Here is a 19,378-nt window from a genome sequence, read left to right as displayed (position 1 = left end):
TGATACAATGGGCACTCTTTTATGCGATAATTGTAAATATAACATCGGATATGAGGATTTTTTAAACTGCTTGGCACGTGGAGGTCTTGCGAGTAGGTCTGGTATCTGTAATTCGTACCGCGTACCCTATAACTGAGCTCGGCGTATTTGGGGAGGATCAGGCGTATTGCAACGACCTATAGGCACATATAAGTTCCAAAATGCCCAGGATGGCTATAAAGTACTTGGTGATTTGCTCCTGGACCATGTGGAAGAACTCCCAAGGGTACAATCGTTGTAGCAATTCCAACAGTCGCTTCTCACATCGGACAATGAGGATGCGACCACACGTTTTATCAGTAAAATATTTCGCGCATAGGCATGGTGTAAGCGGCACTATCGACTCGTATGTACCTTACCTATTGATAAATAATATCGTAACGACGGGTGTGATGCTGAAGTACGGTGCACGCGTTAAAGACAATGGCGTCCGTGAATCCGTGCTCTTACTACCCCTCGACTAACGGTCTGGTATCTGTTATTATGGGGCGTGCTGGAGAGGTGCCCGAGTGGTTGAAGGGAACAGTCTTGAAAACTGTCGAGCCGGCAACGGTTCCGCGAGTTCGAATCTCGCTCTCTCCGCCAAGAAAAATACAGTCCATATGGACTGTATTTTTCTTGCCCCGAGTTGGATGAAACGCGATGAAGGAGCAATCTTTGATTACGACATCCCTGTTCTCTAGTATTGACGAACATCTGCCCTCTGCCTCATACTCACAAATATGAAAAAGCTTACGTTTATCGCATCGTACAGGCTCATCCTTGCGCTTCTAGGTCTTGCCGCCGTCATCGCTCAATTTTTTAATAACGCAGCGCTTCTAGGCAAAGATTATAACCCCGTTAATTTTTTTAGCTTCTTCACTATCGAATCTAACCTGCTGTTTATCGCGGTACTAGCCATAGGCGCCTACATGGCGTGGCACGGTAGGCGAAGCAAAACCTTCGAAATGTTCAGAGGCGCCGCGGTTATTTATATGGTTGCCACGGGAATCATATTCTCGCTTCTATTAACGGGCTTGCAGGAAGAACTCCTGACGCATATTCCATGGGTAAATGCGGTGCTTCACTACGTACTGCCACTAGCTGCGCTGCTTGATTGGCTGTTTGACCTGCCTGAGCGTCGAATTTCGTTCAAGCAAGGACTGGTCTGGCTGGTCTTCCCTCTCTCGTACTTGGTATATAGTTTGATCCGGGGATCGGTTGTTGACTGGTATCCTTATCCGTTCCTAAATCCAACGCTTGAAGGTGGCTGGAGCCGGGTGACGATAATGGCAATCGTTATTACTGGCGTGTTTACGCTTTTGGTCTGGCTGGCAACCTGGAGTAGTTCGTGGAAATTGGCAATGAGTAAAAAACCTGCCAAACGCTAGACGTTTGTGCCGCCGCTTCCTTCGATTCCTGGAGCGAAACTTGTGAGCACGAAGTTAATCATCGCGTAGGCAAACAAGGAAATAACAACGCCAACTACCGCATAAAGGATCGTATTTTTAGCAGCTGTCACATTGGCGGTGTTACCGCCTGACGTAACGTACCTGAGACCGCCGATGATAATCATGATGACGCTGATTGCCCCAACGGCAAATAGCAGGATGTTCGTAATAGTAGAAAAGATTCCCGACGTACCAAATAGGTCAGCTACTTGATCAGTGCCGCGGGCTGATTCCGCCCCTTCCATCATTGTTTCATTGATAGCAAGGCTAACGGGTGCTAAAAAGACTACAAGAAAAGAGGCGACAACAGCGCCTAGCGTACTAAAGAAAACAGATTGTTTTCGGCTCATACGGCCTCCTCTCATAGTTTTAAACCATATATCGTTAATTCTAGCAATATTTAGGCGAAAAGTCTACCTCCTACATCTGTTTTATGCTACAATATCCCAGTACGTACGGAGGAGTACCCAAGTGGCTGAAGGGGACGGTTTGCTAAATCGTTAGTCTGGAGAGATCTGGAGCGGGAGTTCGAATCTCCCCTCCTCCGCCAAGATGTCGGACTGAGCGGCTGCTCAGTCCGGCTTTTTGGTTTTATGCATTTATAGAATATCCAGAGAGACGACTAAGATGGTCGTCTTTTTGTTTGGCGCGAAGAACGTCGTATAATTGACTTATATCATTATTTATGTTATTGTCATTTAATGACAAAACCCTTAGAGAAGTTCATCCAGCCTCTAGATAAAATCGTAGATGAGCCATCGCTCGAGAAAGAACAGGCTGCCATTGATTTTTGTACGCTTGTTGAAGATGCTTTTCTTGCCCATGCGGGAGAGGTAAGTGTATGGAGATCCGATACTCTGCCAACACATGTTGCCCTAAGACTCCAACACGATCTTGAAGATGGAAGTGAACTCCGATAGGCGTTGACAAAGAAGCAACGTCATTCGATTCCGAGCTGTATACTCAAAAGATATTTGTTCAAGAACACGCTCAAAAACCTGATGGAAAGTATTCGCTGGAGCGCGGATTTTATTATTCTTTCACTCCAGGAACTCTTGAGGTATTACGTAAAGATGAGGTGAAGTCCTCACCGGCAGAAGTTACCTTTGCGCGAAGACAAGAGCAGGAACAACTGGAACTGCTTAAGCGCATAGAGAATATGACTAACGAAGAACGGATGGAAGCGAGAGCCGATCCCACGCATGAACAAAGACGTAGGGAACTAATAAGATTAGAGCGCGAAATCAGGTCTAATTATTTACCTGTTGATCCTGAAGAAATTGAAGGACTTCGCGAACTTGTTCTTTCGGCTGGGCGTTTTATCTCCCCTATGTTTCGAGGAATAATTAAGTAAGTTGGTCAACCGATCACTACTTCACGTCCTTATTGAATTATCTTACTTCTCACCTCGTCAACAATCCCCTGCTATCTTGCTCTATGTCATCTCGGTTCTGAGATTTTATGTAAGATAGCTGCATCTATAATGTTGCTCATGCTATAATAATTCCATGCAACCCGATCGAGACCCTCAGCAGTGGCAGCAACCTTCTGAACAGCCGTCACAGGCACCTTATCAGACAGTAGCTGATGAAACTCCCCGTCCCGTCGTCACGTTAACTCCAGATCAATCTGTTGCGTCTGTCGCACCAGAAGCGGCTGATACGCAACCAGAAGTGACCCAGCCTGCGGCAACCCCTACGGAACAGGTATTAGCACCGGACGAAAACCCAGTTCACTGGCAAGCAACAGAATATATCCACCGCCACAAAGGGACTCTGTGGTTTGTTGTTTTTGGCATCGTTGTCGTCATTGCAATCGTCCTTGCTATCTTTCTGATGCAGTCAATTACCTTTGCGATTCTAGTGCCCGTCATGGCTGCGGCGCTTATTGTGTATTCGCACCGTCCGCCGCGGGTACTGGACTATACGCTAAGTCGTCAGGGTCTTCATGTTAATGACCGTCTTTACTCTTTTGCTGAATTTAAAGGTTTCGGAGTGATCCGTGATGGCGAAGAATATTCCATTATGCTTATTCCAACAAAACGGTTCAAACCAGGAGTGTACGTTTACTTCCCCGAAGAAGCCGGCGAAGCGATTGTCGATATGCTAGCAGCACGTCTGCCTATGCAAGAACTCCACATGGATTTTGTTGACCGCATTATTCGCAAACTCCGTATCTAAGGGCTACCTCGCTTGCGTTCTACCTCTAGAGCATGCTACAATAGCCGATGTTCGCTGCAATTCTTGTATGCTGAAAGTACCTTCTAGTTACACGAAAAGCGGAGTTATGTACGTACCTCGTATGTGACGCCGCATTTTTGGACCCGTAGCTCAGCTGGATAGAGCGTCGGCTTGCGGAGCCGAAGGCCACTAGTTCGAATCTAGTCGGGTTCACCATAGAAAAAAGACTAACACCCGTTAGTCTTTTTTCTATGGTGGTTAGTTTAATGAGCGCTGATATGCTGTGGGCAAACAGCAGCCAGGTAATCGATAAGCTTTCGTGTTGTTTTTTGTGCCTTCTCACCATCCGTTAATGGTAGAAGTGCCAGATAGGGATTAAGCTCGAGCATCTTCCAGCCTTTGTTCGTATATATAAAATCAACCGCATAGTAGCGTGGTGCGTCGGCAAAATAAGTATCAATGGCCCTTGCCATCTCTTGTACTTCGGTAGGTATTTCAGAAGGATCGAAGAATATCATTTTTCCACCCTGGGAGACGTTTGAATGTAGCGAGCCTTCTTTTGCTTGGCGGATATAGTAGCCGATAAATTCGCCTCCGCACACTGATAGGCGAATATCGTGAACGCCGCCTACCGAACCGGGAACACCAGAGGAGGTGTCAAGAAATTCCTGAACCAGCAGAGGGTATGCCGGAGGTAGTTTGCTAAGAATTTCTTCTTTGGATTCGATATAGACTTGTTTGCCTCCATACCCTTCTGGTTCTTTGACAACCACTTTTTCGCCGTCAATATGCGTGATCGCCTCTTTCACTTCCTGTTCGTTCTCGCAAATAATAGAAAAGGGCTGGTATTGAGCGAAATGTTTGTACATCTGTATCTTATTCATGCCAATGCGCTGAAGATTTGATGGGTTTACGGTAAACACATCTCTTCCGATAAAACCTCCGCGATCGAAAACCATGTCTACTTTGACATTATGAATTTCCTGAAGGTTATCAAGGGTTGTTTTGTGCTCGCTGGTATATACGGTTTCAAAAACACCGTCGCCAAGATAGCTGTTGTTGTCGGTAACAAAATACGCGTCCAGTCCTTTATCCCGTAGGCCGAATAGCAAATCTTGATAGGCTTGCCAGTAGTAATCTTCGCTAAAGGGGTCGCCACCATCCTGGAAGCTTCTGCAGAAAATAGCGACAGTTCTTTTTTCATTATTTGAGCGTACTGCGTTAGCAGTACTAAGTTGCGGGGCAATATCCATAGATAATCCTTCATACCAATGTATGCGTTAGATACTCACGGAGTACAACTATCGCATACGCGTATATATTATGCAATACGATATTTAACTGCGGTCGTCTGTAAAAGAGTGTACATTTGACATAATGCAGGTACGTACTATCATAGTTAAATGATAAAAAGTTCCGCTGAAGGTATGACGCCCGCAGAGGCAGGTGAAGTAGTAGCCAATGGATTCGATAAAGGTGAGACGATTGTCCATCTTTCGGGTGCGTCATTTGCTAAAAGAGGCCTCTTTTTACGGAATCGAGCCATACTTGAGGTATGTGAAGAAGTCGGGCCTATTTCACTTAGTAATGTTAATCCAATGGATTCTATCGAAAGATTTGACGGAATTACGGAACCTTCTCAGATTCCGGATTCTTATCACACCCACGGGTCTTCTTTTTATGACCCCGAAAGAGCTATTAGCTATTGGAATGGACAGCCAAGTGATGAAGGTGACACCATTAAACTTTTGCCAGTTGATACTATCATCAAATGGGCCGGCTCGTCACCGAGGGGCAGAGACTCGGATGTACGGACAATACTCGAAAGGTTAAAAGAACCAGTCGAGTTCAACGGCATATTTGCTCCTGTAATCGATGCCGGGGCTGGCACTGTTCGATTCGACAAAAACGTTGTCGATGACGAAGGTGCTCTTAGCGGCGTTAAGCAACTTCTTGAAATTATTCAAGAAGAGGATGAAAAGGCTTTGGCCAAAATGAAACAGAAGCAGTCACCCGATGATCAGCCCGGGTTATTAGTTCAGACAGTAAAACTAGGCGGGGGCGACGCGTTATTTTTTGACAATCACAAGGTACTTCACCTTCGAAAGCCCGCCAGTACGATTAGTCGTCTAACGTTTCGGGTGCTACTCTACAGCCTAAACGGTTCACCGCAAGGCGTGCAGGCAAATGCAGGGGCGTATCTTTGATAACGCTCAGACTTTTCTTATATCAGAGGATCGCAGAGTTGGACGGGGGCTATCTATGGTGGTATACCGAACCGGGGTATTAAGGGATTTTTCTAGTTGTTGAAAAATACGTTCGGTTGCAGTCCGGGAGTCCCCTTCTCTCATTGCAACTAAAAAAGACGCGTCAGCTAGCAATAAAGGTAGGTTTTCCCATGTTGGTAGGTGCAGCGCTACATCTGACCCCATAAGGAAAGTGAACCTACTGCCAGGTAGTAGCCGATGTAATTCTGGCAACGTCTCTAAAATAGTAAACTGGTCCGATTGAAGGACATGACTTTCCAATTTGGGTTCGGACAACAACGTCTCATCAAGGAGTGCCTGCCTTTTTGAGATATCTGATGCCCCTTGTTTGTGACGTGGTTTTTTTTCGGGCAAGAAAACGACTTTATCAAGATGGAAAAGATCCATAGCCTCCTTGGCGAAGGCAGTATGGCCTTCGTGAACAGGATCGAATGTGCCGGAATAGATACCAATATGCCGGTGCATTTATATGTGAGAGCTCTCGAACTGTTGCGTATGAGGCGGCGTGTCGTCGTAGAAATCCTGAAATTCTTCGGGGTTGTTGTATGACCAGATTGAAAAGATAATGACTATGGCGATGACCATCAATGAAAGAATCGTGCTAATAATTCCTGTGACGAGACCTGTAATCGCGAATCCTCTACTAGGAGTTTTGTTCTTAAGATCAATCGCTGCCATGACAATAGCAGGAATACCAAGGATTAACCCAGGCCCGGTAAACGAGACGATTCCAAGGATCATCGACGCCATGCCCAGTCCGCTGACAGGTTCAGTGGCAGCGACATGGCCGGATTTGTCAGCTGGGTGGTTTGCTTTGGGGACTTCGGGCATTGGCATATTGGTTTTAGTATAGCATCTATGGGGTTAGGAGGGGGATATCGCAAGCAAGAAAAAAGATGCTCTTTTGAGCATCGTTTTTCTTGGCGGAGAGAGAGGGATTCGAACCCTCGGAGACGTTGCCGCCTCACCGCTTTTCGAGAGCGGCCAGTTCAACCACTCCTGCACCTCTCCATATCCTTCGACCATTGTACCAAATAGCGCTACAATAGAGGTATGGAAGATTCTATTTTTACCAAGATCGTTAAGGGCGAGATTCCGTCGCATAAAATTTATGAAGATGATGATACGTTGGCCTTTTTGGATATTCACCCTACCGTTTCAGGGCACGTACTGGTTATTCCTAAAAAGCAGGTTGAGTTTTTGTGGGATTTGGACGACGAAACGTACCAAGCGGTCATGGCTACGACTAAGAAAGTAGCGCTCCGGCTGCGCGACATTTTAGGAGTGCCGTATGTTGGTGAGAAAGTGATTGGGATTGACGTTCCGCATGCCCATGTCCAACTGATCCCCTTTTCTAGCAGTGATGAATTTTTTATCCGGGCTGACATGTCGCTCGAACCTGACCACGCTAAATTAGCCGAAACGGCCAAAAAGCTAGCGTTCTAATGCCAATTCGTATTCTTGCCGTTGGTAAAAAACATGAAAGTTGGGTAGTTGAAGGAATTCAGCGGTATGAAAAGCGCTTAAAACGGCCTTTTGACACGACATGGGTACTTTTACCTCATTCACCTTCCGACGGCCTTGCAGCTCGTCAGGATGAGTCTAAAAGGTTACTTTCTGCTATTGGCGATGACGAGTTTGTTATTTTGATGGATGAGCGCGGCAAACTCGTTGATTCACCGGCCCTGTCCAATCTTTTTTTGGCGCCTCTTGAATCGTCGAAAAGCACGACGATCATTATCGGCGGCGCGTACGGCGTTGATGAAACGGTTCACAAGCGGGCAGACATTGTCTGGTCACTATCGCCACTCGTGTTCGCGCATCAGCTTGTCCGGCTTATTTTAGTCGAGCAGATTTACCGTTCACAAGAGATCGCTGCTGGCGGCCCGTACCATCACCGCTGATACTTAAAAAACCTCGGCGTAGTTCATGCCGTTTGTCGAGACCCAGGTGCTATACGAACCGGAGGTGCACCCTGCTTGGGTGATTTGTTGCGCAACGGTTTGCGTAGGCGCGACTTCTAGTTTTGCCATGACGACACGACGGTTATCGCTTGCGGTCGTGCATAGCGAAATAACATAATCCTGCGACATGTTAACGAAGTTGGGGTCGCGTATGCCAAGCGTCGCGAGTTTGTTATTGATCAGCACCGTTTTAATCGGAATGTTCGCTCCGCCGTAGTTATTTTCAAACCAGCCGAACCCTTGGCCGCCTGATCCGCCACCAAAACTTGCAAGCGATTTGTCTGTCCCTGCCCACAGTTTCAAAGACCTGCCAATATGCGATACGTCTTCGATCCGTTTTGAATCTCTGGCGCGATCTTGTATGCCGCTGTACGAGATGATGCCTATTGCTGCTAGGATCGCAATTACCGTAATAACGATGAGAACCTCTACGAGAGTAAATCCGCTTACGCTTTTCTTCATAGGGCAAGTATAGCTTTATGGGGGCGAGAATACAACGAATTTTGTAACACTGAATTGACAATTAATAAAGCATATGCTATATTAATAAACACGAAACCATAATACACAAACAATCAAATATGTTCTCAAGTTTATTACATTCCCTCGCCATCCTCATAAGCCTCACGACGACGTCAGGTATCTTGGTGCATGATACGCATATTGACCAGGCAGCTGCTGCCATCGCAATGCCTACGATGCTTGCAAGCCATGATACCACGGGCAAACTGGGTGCTGAAACGCACACGCACGTTGAACGTACGAGTGTTTCGCGGGTAGTTACCACCTTGAATTCACATGCGCCCGGTATACAACCCCGAGAAGATAGAAAACATTTGATGCAAAAACATGTCGGTCGAGGTCACCATGCGTTTGATAACTACAACTTGCCGGTTGTTTAACGAAGAACTTCGAGTTCGTCTTCAAGGCGCTGAATAAGCGCCTTTTTGATCTCTAACTGATCGCGGGATTCCTCTACGAGATGAGCTGGCGCTTTGGCAACGTACGTTTCGTTACTTAGGCGTCCTTCTAGGGTACTTACGAATTGACGAGTCTCGGCCAGGCGCGTTTCGAGGTTAGATTGGTGCTCGTACAGTGTTTCTTCACTGACATCCAGCCATGCTTCCCTATTGCTTGCGGCAAGCCGTAGTCCGCGTGCCTTGTCTATTTCTTGAATGTCTTTTAGGCGAATAAGATGCTTGATGAGGCCGGCATTATCCGCGATCAGCGAATCGTTTTGATAGAGCATCGTGTAACGTTCGTTACCGGGTAGTTCGGAAATAACGTAGCGGGCTTCGATAACGAGCTTTTGCAGGCGGCTAAATTCGGCACTGGCGATCTCGTCGTAGGTGGCAGTCTGCGGCCAAGCGGTCGTCATAAGGAGGTCATTGTGCCAGCTGAGTGACTGCCAGATTGTCTCGGTGACGAATGGAGCAAAAGGATGAGCCAGTTTTAGGCTGGTATCAAGTACCCAGGCAAGCATGTCGGGGTTATTTTCTACTTTGCTTGATTCGATATACCAGTCGGCGACGTCGTCCCAGATAGCGTGGTACATACTTTCGCTGGCTTCGGCAAACCTATAACTTGCTAGCTGCTGGCTAATATCAGCTGCAGTTTTGTTCAGTTCGCTAACGATCCAGTGATCGGCCATGGTGCTAGGTACAGGCGTTTTGACTCGGTAGTTTTCGCCTAGTTTGTCCTCTATGAAGCGGGCAATGTTCCATAGTTTGTTGCAAAAATTCCGGCCTGCGACAACTTTACTTGTCGCGAACGCCTGGCTTTGCCCGGCACTACGGTTACCGACGATACCCAGACGGAGGGCGTCTGACCCATATTCGGATACGGCTTCCATTGGGTTAATGACATTACCCTTTGACTTGCTCATTTTTTGACCGTGCTCGTCAAGCACAAGCCCGTGCAAGTAAACGGTTTTAAACGGCACCTTATCGGTGGCGTAAAGGCCCAGCATGACCATGCGTGCTACCCATGGATAAAGAATGTCGTGTCCAGTTTCCAGAACGCTGGTTGGGTAAAAACGGGCCAGATCGCTGACGTCGAGGTAATCAGTTGTAATAAACGGCAGCTGTCCGCTACTAAACCACGTGTCGAAGGTGTCTTCCTCGCGCTTATATGTTGTGTCATTGACAACAATTGTTTCTTCGTCTACCCTTTCGTCAAATATCCAGTCGTCAGGGTTATTGATGTTCTGAAAGGCCGGAATAGGGATTCCCCATGGGATTTGACGGCTAATATTCCAATCTTTGAGGTTGTCATAGTATTGGATAAGCGCATTTTTTTTGCTGGCTGGGTAAAAGGTAATTTCGCCACTTTCAATCACCTGCTTCGCGCGGTCGGCAAGCGGACGCACGTTGATGAACCACTGGTCTTTGATAAGCGGCTGGATTGGCAGGCCGCTCTTGTAGTCATACCCAACGGTATGTTCGATTGTTTCTTCACCGCGAATGAGTTCTTCGGCTTGAAGTGCGGCGAGAACCTTTTTGCGGGCATCTTCAACTTCCAGACCTTCAAATTGGGAAGGGACGTTAATCATACGGCCGTCGAAATCGATAACCTGCAGGCGTTCAAGATTATGCCGTACTCCTACTTCAAAGTCGTTAGGGTCGTGAGCGGGAGTAATTTTTACGGCGCCGGTACCAAATTTCGGATCGACGTATTCGTCAGCGATGATAGGAATTTCACGGTTCGTAAGCGGCAACAGTACGCGCGTGCCAATAAGGTCTTTGTAGCGTTCGTCGTCAGGGTGAACGGCAACGGCAACGTCACCGAGCAGTGTTTCGGGGCGGGTGGTTGCGATGACGATTTCACTGATTTTATCAAGGGACGGGTACGCGATTTTCCAAAGAGTCCCCTTCTCTACCTTGTGGTCGACTTCTATATCCGCGTAGCTTGTTTGGTATTTCGTACTGTAATTAACAATACGTTCACCCCGGTAAATAAGCTTGTCATCCCACAGGCGTTTGAATGTTTTATAGACGGTATTGATCACCTTTTCATCAAGTGTGAATACGAGATCACCCCAGCTAGCGCTGGCACCCAGGGCACGAAGCTGGAGCTCCATATTGCCCCGTTGTTGCTCTACGAAGTTCCATACCTGGCTGTAGAGCTGTTCGCGGCTAAAATCAAAACGGTTCTGCCCTGTTCTAGCTAATTCCCTTTCGTATACGACCCATGTTTCGAACCCTGCATGGTCAGCGCCAGGAATATAGGCGACATCCCTGCCCTGCATGCGATGATAACGGGCTAGGATATCTTGGATACCCGTGCCTAGCGCATGGCCGATATGCAAGTTACCGTTAGCATTTGGCGGAGGCATAACGATACTGTATGGCTCACCTGTCCCTTTAGGTGCAAAAGCCCCCGAGGTTTCCCACAGGGCATAAATATTTGGCTCGTACTGATTAGGATCGTATGTTTTAGCTAAGTTCATCCCTGTTGACTTTCGGATATATCGATTCCACGTGAAAAATGCAGCAAAAATAACCCTCGTTTTCTTGTGAAAACGTTGACCCATCCAATTTTTACCTCTTTCACACGTGTTTGTTTTCACCTCTTAGTATAGCACAAGAGTGTATATGGTAGCCAGAATTTCCTAGCGTTTACGCGTAAGCTGTTGGTACAGCCGGTACAAAAGATACTGGGGCTTTATGAGGGGCAAATCCCAAGCACCAATGTAGGCTAGGGGAGTGCCGCCGAATGACTTTTTAAACTTAGTAAAGCCAGCCCAAGGGTGAGCAGGGTCGTCGTTCGGGGCGATGCCGTATAGGTCAAAATTCGTTTGGCCGTTTCGCTTGGCATCGATAATCATGTAAGCAAGGAGGGCTGTACCAGCACTCAGTTTACGGTAGGCGTCGTCAGAACCTGCGTGAACGTAATAACGCGTGGCGGCATCATCGAATACGACAGATGCGGCAATTGGCTTGTCTTCGTACGTTACGTAAAAAAGCTTTGCCTCGCCGGCAGGAAAGAGGGCTTTAGCTTGTGCCTGAAAATAACTGTCGCTGTGGGTGTGAATACCGTTACGCTTGGCCACGCCGTGTAGCAGTGTGGTTAGGATAGAAATGTCGTTTGGATTTTGCGATGTACGTATCAATAATCCTTTTTTTTGATAATTACGATAGAGATTGCGATTATTCTGATCCATTGCGGCGATGATTTGATCCTCATCAGGATGGAGATCTATTATCTGTGTATGTTCGGGCTGAAGCTGGTTATAAGTGACGTGCTTAAAGCCATTTTTCCTTAGGTAATCGGCGGTGATTGCGCCTGTTGGCTCAATTCGCAAAAAAGTCACATGGTGTTTGGCTGCCTGTGCCTTTAGTGAGGCCAGGGCACTCTCAAAGGCTTTTTCGGACTCCGCGTACGGACCATAGGGGCAGTAAAGGCGGGTGTTGAAGCGTCCTGTCTCTAGAATAGCGAGATAATGCCATCCTTCACCACCGTCGGTTATGACTTCACGGCGAAGTGATTGCTGGAATCGTCCCCAGGCGGGGGATTGAAGAAAGTGCTGCATAGCTCAATTGTACCGTATATTGCTTTCGGTTGTTCTGTACCCAACGTAATTTATCGTTGTATTCAAGACAACTATATTATATTCCCTTTAGCTTTTTCCTGCATATAGGCTGACAAAGCTTCTGCCGGGTGAAGGATGATCTGGTCGTGCATGCCAATAACCCGAAACATGTTGATCCTTAGGCGTTCTGCGCGATTCCACTGCGCAGGGGTAGGCATGAAATAACGGTCCTCGGTCATATACCCGATGGCCACCGGTATACCAGACTGTTGGATATCGCCAGCTTCAGCGATAGCGTCAAACCGCGAGATGCGTGGGAGGGTACGCATGTTTGCCCATGGGTGATGAAATAGTTCTTCGGTGGTACTGTGATCATACTTTCGTACGGCCGAAAAATCTGCGTGCAAATGCATATCCCATGTTTTAGCAAGAGTCTGTCGCCCTATAAGCCTTAGCAGGGGCGTAGGAATGGGCGGGCTAAGGGCATCGATGGTTTCGGGTTTGGCGTCATAATGCTTAATTGCCTCTACCGCCGCCACATATCCGCCTGAGGTAGTGTAGGCGCTGGCATCTTTCAGAGCCATGGCTAACTTTAAAGGGTTAGAGATTGCATCCGAAAGAGTAAAAGCAGCGAGGTCTTCTAGGTCATTGCCATGATGGGCTTCTACTGCTGAGGCGTAGCCCCCGACACTTTTTTTGCCGTTACCGACTCCACCGATAACCACTGCACGACTCATATCAAAACTCCTTATAAAACTAAATATAGAATAACATCATTAACAAATTTGTAAATGAGTGGCTATGCCCAAGCGGTTTTGGTCATAGAAAGACTAGGAACGACCTCTAGGTCCAGAGGATTAGTAGGCTCCATTTTTGAAGCGTAGTAATAGCCAAGCGTCGCGATCATAGCGGCGTTATCCGTACAAAGGTTGATCGGCGCGTAATCAATGTGAAGGGGAAGGCGTTCGGACAACTGGCGTCGAAGCTCTTGGTTAGCGGCCACTCCTCCGGCGATGACGACAGACTTCGGCGCGTAGTCGTTAAAAGCTTTTTCGGCTTTATCAACCAATGTTTCAACAGCAACTCGTTGGAAGCTGGCTGCAAAATCCACTCGTTGCGTATCATTTAAGCGCCCAGGAAGCTCGTGCGAGGGAAAAGTAAAGTCAACGCCCACTTCGCGCTGCACGGCCCGTAGAACGGCTGTCTTAAGCCCGGAAAAACTAAAATCATATGGGTTTTGCATTTTTGCTTTTGGCAAAGGGTATTTTTTTGCATCACCAGTCGTAGCGGCTTTGGCAATTGAAGGGCCGCCAGGGTAGGGGAGACCAAGGATCTTCGCGACTTTGTCGAAGGCTTCACCGACAGCATCATCTTGGGTTTGTCCCAGCAACTCATAATTGCCGTGATCACGGAAGAGTACCAACTGGGAATGTCCACCGCTGACAATGAGGGCGAGCATGGGGAACTCGGGCGCTTTTTCGTTTAGGAAATTAGCGTAAACATGGGCTTCGACATGGTGAATGGGATAGAGGGGTTTGTTTTTAAGAATGGCCAAGGTACGAGCAGCTAAAGTTCCGACAAGTAATGACCCGATTAAGCCGGGGGCGTAGGTAACGGCGATAGCATCGATATCATCCCAGGTTAGATTGGCGTCGCTAAGAGCACGGTTAATGACTGGGTTAACAACTTCAATATGGCTGCGGGCGGCGATTTCGGGGACAACGCCGCCGTATATCGTGTGGATATCGATCTGAGAATGCACCACGTTACTTAGTAGTTTGCGGCCGTCTTCAACAACGGCGGCTGCCGTCTCGTCACAACTACTCTCGATTCCAAGTATCTTCATCTGTTGACAATTATAGCTTATAGAGGTAGGAATAGTAAGAGGGTGTGAACCTTTAGTAAGTATGTCCATTGTTCTCAATCATAGGAGAATTCATGGCAACTCAACTGGAACTCTTGAGGGAGTTTCTAGAAGACGGTGACGGCTTCCGTAGCTGGGAGTCTACCACCCTTAGGGAAGGTAACTGTCAGGGAGGAGCAAAACTGGACGAAACGGTACTTTCGGCGGTGACCCTGCCGTGGAGCATCAAGTATGGACTCTGGTTTTCTCCAGAGGTTGTACTCGACGAACCTTTGCAATACGGCGGAAAGATCGTGCCTTCGTGGCAGGCCAACACACCTCCGGGTAGTCACCTTGTGATTTACCTGCAGGTACGACGCGCGAGTGAGTGGAGCGGCTGGTATCCCATGTTCGAGTGGGCCAGCAATAACGTCTTCCGGTCTCGCTCGATGCCTGCGCAGGAGGACGAGTTCGGCGCAATTAACGTCGATACCTACGTCAACACCACCAACAGGGCGGTGGACTCCTACCAGCTCCAGGTGGAGCTGCGTTCTGACGGTATCGTCCGTCCGAGTGTCTTCAAAGTGGCAGCGCAGGCGATGAACAAGCTTGCGCTGATGCCGACGAGTGACCCTCTTGGGACGGAGAAGATCGACCTGCCTGTCCCAGAGCTTTCGCAGTATCAGAAGTTTTCAGGTCTCCTTCGTGATGGTGGCGAAGGTTTGTGCAGTCCAACGACGCTCGCCATGCTGATGAAGTACCACGGAGTCGGGCCTAATCTGGCGGCGATCAGAACATACGACCGAAGCGAACGCGACACCGACGAAGTTGATTACACGGCGCGACGTGTCTACGACTGGGAATATGATGGCAAGGGCAATTGGCCCTTCAATACGGCCTATGCTACCCAGTATGGGCTGGACGCCGTGGTTCGCAGATTCCGGTCACTTCGTGATGTCGAGCAGTTGCTTGCGTGGGGAATCCCTTCGATTATTTCGCTGTCGTGGGACAACGACAGCGATGACCCCTCAAAACATCTTGCGGGTGTTTCGATTCCAAAGAGTGACGGCCACCTGATGGGCGTAGGAGGACATACGGAAGCGGGTGACATCATCGCTTTTGACTCGGCGACCAGTGAGGAGCATGGTCACGAGAACGTCCGCCGAATCTACCTACGACGCCAGGTAGAGACAAGATGGCAAGAGGCTGGCGGTATCGCGTACGTCATCGTGCCTCACTAATAGTTCCACTTATCTACATCCCGCTTCATCCGTCGACGAAATATTCCGGAGGAGGCGGGATATTTCATGTCTATTGATGCTAAAATAAACCCATGGGAACTAAGCAAAAGCTTGTAGACGGTGCGAGAAAAGTATTACCAAAAGGTATCCTTCACGGGGTTGAAGAGGTGTATCGTAAGGGACGTGTTCAACTGGTGAGCGCCAGATATGGTAATCCTGCAAAAAACTTAAGAGTTATTGCAGTTACTGGGACGAATGGTAAAACGACCACCGTCAATTACATTAATGAAATTTTAAAAGAATCTGGTCTGAAAACGGCAATGTTTAGTACCGCAACGATTGAAGTCGCGGGTAAACGCCAGATTAATGATTTGAATGCAACCGTTGCGCTAACGCAGCAAATGCAGGAATTTTTTCGCGACGCGAAAAAGGCCGAGGTTGACTATGTGGTTTTAGAAATCACCAGCCATGCGCTTCACCAACATAAACTTGCGACCGTGCCAATTGAAGTGGCGGTCATGACGAATCTTACGCAGGATCATTTGGATTACCATGGCACAATGGAAGCTTACGCCGAAGCAAAGGGCAAGTTGTTCGCCAGCGATCCTAAGTTTATCGTTCTTAACCGTGATGATGAATGGTTTGAATTCTTTGATAAATTCCAAGCAACTGGCCAAAAGATCACGTATGGTGAACTTGAAGATGCCGAAGCCCGAATAGATTACGTGAAATTATACAAAAAGGGCAGTGAAGCAACACTGGTTATTGATCATCAGACAAAATTACACTTAGCCACAGCCTTGCCTGGTAAATACAATGTTTATAACATGGTTGCGGCTGCATCAACCGCATATCTACTAGGCATTAAATTAAATGATATTGTTGAAGGCATCGCTAACTTAGAAGGTGTTCCAGGGCGTTTTGAGCGAGTAGCCGAAGGCCTGCCGTATGACGTGATTGTGGATTACGCCCATACGCCGGACGCGCTTGAAAAATTACTTGAAGCTGCCAAATCCGTTACGAAAAACCGCGTTATTTTAGTATTTGGCGCGACGGGTGATCGTGATAAAACAAAACGTCCGATTATGGGCGGGATTGCTGCACGTATGGCCGACCGGATTATTCTTACCGACGAAGAAAGCTACAACGAAGACCCACAAGCGATTCGCGACCAGGTTCGCGAGGGAATCGAGAACGCGAATGGCAACGGGAAGATGACAGAAATCGCTGATCGCCGCGAGGCAATCGAAAAGGCTCTTTCGATTGCGACCAAGAACGACACCATCTTGATTACCGGCATGGGACACGAACAATACCGTATCGTGAACGGTGAAAAGTTACCTTGGAACGACGGCGATGTTGTCCGTCAGATTTTGACCAAGAGCTAGAAATAATTTTCGTGGTGAAGATAGGTATGAAGCCGCAAGGCGATTTTTTGACCAATCTTTATCCATACATCGTAGGCGCGTGGCTTGATGACAATGTCATATGCTCCCACGTAATCCGTAACTTCTTTATTGAAGCTGGTTTTGAACCGGCCGATGCCATAATACGAATGACCGGTATTATTAATTTCATCAGCGGGCGGGGTTCCGCAAAGATCATGAATAATAACGCCCTTTGTTTTCATCCATTCGATTACCCGCCACTGCAAAAGGTGGCTAGCTCCATAGGCTGTCCGTTCACGAACGGACGCACCATCTTTATACGTGCCTTTTTTGCCAAAAGCAATCGCATACGCGCCTGCGACAACCTTGCCTTCGAAATAGGCAAAAAATAATTGGCCAAGGTTTGCTTTTTCATACGCTTGCCAAAATGTTTTGTAGTAATTAAAACTACGAATTCGAAATGACCCGGCGGCAGTGTCGCGAAGAAGGGCGTACATGATCTGACAGTTTTCTTCATTTGCCTTAACAGGTTCTGCTGTCACGCCGTCACGTTCAGCGCGCCGGATTGCATGGCGGCTTTTCTGATTTAAACTAGCCATGATTGTTTCAAGATCAGGGGAGAGGTCTAATAAAACAGTCGAGGCATTGGGCTGAATCGGTGTTACTTTTTTAAGTCCTAGTTTTAGTAAGTCTGCTAAATTTTCATCTTTTTTAATAATCTCAGGCTCGATTTTTACGGCAAATACACCGTTTTCCTCGGCAAACGCGCGAAGTTCGGGCAGGACTTCATCAAGTTCGCGAGTCGTATTCACACCGGGTCCTTTTGGAATGTACCAAAGTTTACCTAGACCCAGGGCTGTCTTTTCCAGTGTTGTGATTGCAAGATCATCAGCTACGATAAGTCGAGGTGTCCATCCGCCAAGTTTTTTTTGCTCGGCGAACTCAATACCTTGAAAAATATTTCCATTATCTGGGTTTGCTAAAATGCGACTGTTCCAGTCATTAATTTCGTCAGAGTTAGCAAAGCGTATAGCCATCATTTATATTGTACCTGAAAAGTGATTCGTATCTAGGATTTCAGGGGTCAAATTGTTGTGGGGTTTGCTTTTTGTTATAATTAGTACATCATTTCATGGACGTATATGTTCGTGGGATGGGTATGCGAGCCTACGAAGAGGAGAACTAGGTGAGTAAAAACGGAATTGCCCATGCAGCGCCGGAACAGCTAGCGATGGGAAGAGCATTCCTCGACCATCTTCTACATGGGCGGCTTGAGGGTGCGGCATACGCAACATATGTCCTAAAGCTTGCATGGGACATGACGGAAGCGGGTGACCCTAAGGCGTTGATGACCGCTGCCCATGAACTCGGGATGGGTAGGGCAGCAGTCATGATTACCAAGGCGACGAGTTGCAGAATGGCTCTCGGGGAAACGATACCTCCAGGGGTCGACAGCGTCCATGTTTTAAAGACGGAACATGGGCCAGTAGTTCTGCTTCACACCGCCGTAGGCGATGAAGACTCCATGGGTGAATGGGAAATCCGGAGGCGTCTTCCGAGAGATCCACCAACATGGTTCGAAGAATCCACGTAGGCCGCAAAGGTTTATGGGTCCGTTTTCCTCATAAAACGGACCCAGCGGTCACCTGAATTAAATTAAATGATACAATTAATGGTAATGAGTGATGAGCTGATTAGTAATTACGATATCCGCGGGACGGAAGAAACGGGCCTTACCGTTGAATGTGCGTGGAATGTTGGAAAAGCTCTTGCTGACTGGTTGCCAACAGCGGGCAAAGTTGTCGTTATGTACCTTCCGTCGGCTAAGCACCTCGCCGATGCCGTTGTTGAAGGCTTGCGGCTACAAGGCCGGGACGTTATTGATGGCAGTAATGGCGACAAAGAAGCGGCAGCGTCTTATATTAAAACGGCTGGCTTATCGGGCGCGGTAGTTATTGGCTATGATGAACTTGAAAAAATGACAACGATCGAACTTTATCAGGATGAAGCCAGGTTGATTGATAGCGAAACTGGATTACAGGCAATTCGCGATCTTGTCGAGGCTGGTAATTTTGTCCCGGCTGCAGTCAAGGGCGAGCTTACGCAATTAGCATAAAATTGATCTAAAAAATTAGCACTCGGCACTTGCAAGTGCTAATTTTTTTATCTACAATAGACTGAGAAAATAAGAAAACGGAGGAATGACATGAGTACACCGATTAAACCTCTTGCTGATCGTGTGGTAGCCGTTCGAGCTGAAGTTGCAACCAAGACTGCAAGCGGACTGTATTTACCAGATAATGCCAAGGAAAAGCCGGTTATAGCCGAAATCAAGGCTGTTGGTCCTGACGTGAAGTCACTAAAAGTAGGCGACAAGATTCTATATAAGGAATATTCGACAACCGAATTAAAGATCGACGGTACGGAATATCTGATCGTTAAAGAAGAGGACGTTTTAGCGACGGTTTAAAGACTGGCTCTTCAGGATACGTACA

At 47.5% G+C, this 19,378-nt stretch carries 23 protein-coding genes and 4 tRNA genes; 16 read left to right on the top strand and 11 right to left on the bottom strand.

Annotated features, from left to right (window positions below; genetic code table 11):
• The first annotated feature begins 534 nt into the window (after positions 1-534).
• Positions 535-624, top strand: a tRNA-Ser gene (locus tag VK497_01660).
• A gap of 137 nt (positions 625-761) precedes the next feature.
• On the top strand, positions 762-1,409 hold the full coding sequence (locus VK497_01655; GenBank protein HMI09085.1) for a Pr6Pr family membrane protein: 648 nt from the start codon (positions 762-764) through the stop codon (positions 1,407-1,409).
• Here VK497_01655 and VK497_01650 read toward each other — a convergent pair.
• Positions 1,406-1,819, bottom strand: a complete 414-nt coding sequence (locus VK497_01650; protein HMI09084.1) for a hypothetical protein — start codon at positions 1,817-1,819, stop codon at positions 1,406-1,408. The two genes, VK497_01655 and VK497_01650, sit on opposite strands and share 4 nt — an antisense overlap.
• 107 nt (positions 1,820-1,926) lie before the next feature.
• On the opposite strand from VK497_01650, the gene VK497_01645 reads away from it, so the two are divergent.
• The 5 genes from VK497_01645 to VK497_01625 all read left to right on the top strand — a co-directional run bounded on the left by VK497_01645 (position 1,927) and on the right by VK497_01625 (position 3,865).
• Positions 1,927-2,019: transfer RNA gene (locus VK497_01645), tRNA-Ser, on the top strand.
• Positions 2,020-2,170: 151 nt separating this feature from the next.
• Positions 2,171-2,389, top strand: coding sequence for a hypothetical protein (locus VK497_01640; protein HMI09083.1), 219 nt, complete (start codon positions 2,171-2,173; stop codon positions 2,387-2,389).
• Positions 2,390-2,547: 158 nt separating this feature from the next.
• Positions 2,548-2,823 carry a hypothetical protein gene (locus tag VK497_01635; GenBank protein ID HMI09082.1) on the top strand — a complete coding sequence of 92 codons (276 nt, stop codon included), beginning with the start codon at positions 2,548-2,550 and terminating at the stop codon, positions 2,821-2,823.
• A gap of 154 nt (positions 2,824-2,977) precedes the next feature.
• On the top strand, positions 2,978-3,649 hold the full coding sequence (locus VK497_01630) for a hypothetical protein (GenBank protein ID HMI09081.1): 672 nt from the start codon (positions 2,978-2,980) through the stop codon (positions 3,647-3,649).
• A gap of 139 nt (positions 3,650-3,788) precedes the next feature.
• Positions 3,789-3,865, top strand: a tRNA-Arg gene (locus tag VK497_01625).
• A gap of 47 nt (positions 3,866-3,912) precedes the next feature.
• Here VK497_01625 and VK497_01620 read toward each other — a convergent pair.
• The gene (locus VK497_01620) at positions 3,913-4,902 is read right to left on the bottom strand and encodes a hypothetical protein (protein HMI09080.1); all 990 of its coding nucleotides are present in this window, start codon (positions 4,900-4,902) and stop codon (positions 3,913-3,915) included.
• A gap of 150 nt (positions 4,903-5,052) precedes the next feature.
• Here VK497_01620 and VK497_01615 point away from each other — a divergent pair, with 150 nt between their 5' ends.
• Positions 5,053-5,856, top strand: a complete 804-nt coding sequence (locus VK497_01615; GenBank protein HMI09079.1) for a hypothetical protein — start codon at positions 5,053-5,055, stop codon at positions 5,854-5,856.
• Positions 5,857-5,862: 6 nt separating this feature from the next.
• Here VK497_01615 and VK497_01610 read toward each other — a convergent pair whose 3' ends face one another.
• The 3 genes from VK497_01610 to VK497_01600 form a co-directional block, all read right to left on the bottom strand.
• On the bottom strand, positions 5,863-6,381 hold the full coding sequence (locus VK497_01610; GenBank protein HMI09078.1) for an adenylyltransferase/cytidyltransferase family protein: 519 nt from the start codon (positions 6,379-6,381) through the stop codon (positions 5,863-5,865).
• Complete coding sequence (locus tag VK497_01605; protein HMI09077.1) at positions 6,382-6,753, bottom strand: DUF4190 domain-containing protein; 372 nt, start codon at positions 6,751-6,753, stop codon at positions 6,382-6,384. It lies immediately after the preceding gene.
• 84 nt (positions 6,754-6,837) lie between these two features.
• Positions 6,838-6,927 (bottom strand) — tRNA-Ser (locus VK497_01600).
• A 42-nt stretch (positions 6,928-6,969) separates the two neighbouring features.
• Here VK497_01600 and VK497_01595 point away from each other — a divergent pair.
• Positions 6,970-7,362 (top strand): HIT domain-containing protein, encoded by a 393-nt coding sequence (locus VK497_01595; GenBank protein HMI09076.1) that lies wholly within the window; start codon positions 6,970-6,972, stop codon positions 7,360-7,362.
• Positions 7,362-7,820 carry a 23S rRNA (pseudouridine(1915)-N(3))-methyltransferase RlmH gene (locus VK497_01590; GenBank protein HMI09075.1) on the top strand — a complete coding sequence of 153 codons (459 nt, stop codon included), beginning with the start codon at positions 7,362-7,364 and terminating at the stop codon, positions 7,818-7,820. The genes VK497_01595 and VK497_01590 overlap by 1 nt, the downstream gene beginning before the upstream one ends.
• A gap of 3 nt (positions 7,821-7,823) precedes the next feature.
• Here the strand turns inward: VK497_01590 and VK497_01585 are convergent, their stop codons facing one another.
• Entirely contained in the window at positions 7,824-8,342 is a 519-nt protein-coding gene (locus VK497_01585; GenBank protein ID HMI09074.1) for a prepilin-type N-terminal cleavage/methylation domain-containing protein, read from the bottom strand.
• 119 nt (positions 8,343-8,461) lie between these two features.
• Between VK497_01585 and VK497_01580 the strand changes: the two genes are divergently transcribed.
• Positions 8,462-8,782 (top strand): hypothetical protein, encoded by a 321-nt coding sequence (locus tag VK497_01580; GenBank protein HMI09073.1) that lies wholly within the window; start codon positions 8,462-8,464, stop codon positions 8,780-8,782.
• On the opposite strand, the gene VK497_01575 is transcribed toward VK497_01580, so the two are convergent.
• From VK497_01575 to tsaD, 4 genes are all read right to left on the bottom strand, one after another.
• On the bottom strand, positions 8,779-11,412 hold the full coding sequence (locus VK497_01575) for a valine--tRNA ligase (protein ID HMI09072.1): 2,634 nt from the start codon (positions 11,410-11,412) through the stop codon (positions 8,779-8,781). The genes VK497_01580 and VK497_01575 overlap by 4 nt on opposite strands.
• Positions 11,413-11,490: 78 nt before the next feature.
• The gene (locus VK497_01570; protein HMI09071.1) at positions 11,491-12,411 is read right to left on the bottom strand and encodes a peptidoglycan bridge formation glycyltransferase FemA/FemB family protein; all 921 of its coding nucleotides are present in this window, start codon (positions 12,409-12,411) and stop codon (positions 11,491-11,493) included.
• A gap of 71 nt (positions 12,412-12,482) precedes the next feature.
• Positions 12,483-13,148, bottom strand: coding sequence for a hypothetical protein (locus tag VK497_01565; protein ID HMI09070.1), 666 nt, complete (start codon positions 13,146-13,148; stop codon positions 12,483-12,485).
• Between the two features lie 62 nt (positions 13,149-13,210).
• Entirely contained in the window at positions 13,211-14,257 is a 1,047-nt protein-coding gene (tsaD, locus tag VK497_01560) for a tRNA (adenosine(37)-N6)-threonylcarbamoyltransferase complex transferase subunit TsaD (GenBank protein ID HMI09069.1), read from the bottom strand.
• Positions 14,258-14,793: 536 nt separating this feature from the next.
• On the opposite strand from tsaD, the gene VK497_01555 reads away from it, so the two are divergent.
• The gene (locus VK497_01555) at positions 14,794-15,495 is read left to right on the top strand and encodes a C39 family peptidase (GenBank protein ID HMI09068.1); all 702 of its coding nucleotides are present in this window, start codon (positions 14,794-14,796) and stop codon (positions 15,493-15,495) included.
• A gap of 92 nt (positions 15,496-15,587) precedes the next feature.
• Positions 15,588-16,883: a UDP-N-acetylmuramoyl-L-alanyl-D-glutamate--2,6-diaminopimelate ligase gene (locus tag VK497_01550; GenBank protein HMI09067.1), complete on the top strand. Its 1,296-nt coding sequence runs from the start codon at positions 15,588-15,590 to the stop codon at positions 16,881-16,883.
• Here VK497_01550 and VK497_01545 read toward each other — a convergent pair.
• Entirely contained in the window at positions 16,880-17,923 is a 1,044-nt protein-coding gene (locus tag VK497_01545; protein HMI09066.1) for a peptidoglycan bridge formation glycyltransferase FemA/FemB family protein, read from the bottom strand. The two genes, VK497_01550 and VK497_01545, sit on opposite strands and share 4 nt — an antisense overlap.
• Before the next feature lie 146 nt (positions 17,924-18,069).
• Between VK497_01545 and VK497_01540 the strand changes: the two genes are divergently transcribed.
• The 3 genes from VK497_01540 to VK497_01530 all read left to right on the top strand — a co-directional run bounded on the left by VK497_01540 (position 18,070) and on the right by VK497_01530 (position 19,353).
• A complete protein-coding gene (locus VK497_01540) occupies positions 18,070-18,477 on the top strand; it encodes a hypothetical protein (GenBank protein ID HMI09065.1) in 408 nt (135 codons plus the stop codon).
• A gap of 84 nt (positions 18,478-18,561) precedes the next feature.
• Complete coding sequence (locus VK497_01535; GenBank protein HMI09064.1) at positions 18,562-18,999, top strand: hypothetical protein; 438 nt, start codon at positions 18,562-18,564, stop codon at positions 18,997-18,999.
• Between the two features lie 90 nt (positions 19,000-19,089).
• Positions 19,090-19,353 (top strand): co-chaperone GroES, encoded by a 264-nt coding sequence (locus VK497_01530; protein ID HMI09063.1) that lies wholly within the window; start codon positions 19,090-19,092, stop codon positions 19,351-19,353.
• Positions 19,354-19,378 lie beyond the last annotated feature (25 nt).

Source organism: Candidatus Saccharimonadales bacterium (genome assembly GCA_035317825.1).
In the GTDB taxonomy this organism is placed as follows: domain Bacteria; phylum Patescibacteriota; class Saccharimonadia; order Saccharimonadales; family Saccharimonadaceae; genus DATHGB01.
The sequence above is the reverse complement of the archived record's forward strand: the minus strand, read 5'-3'. Positions and strand labels throughout refer to the sequence as shown.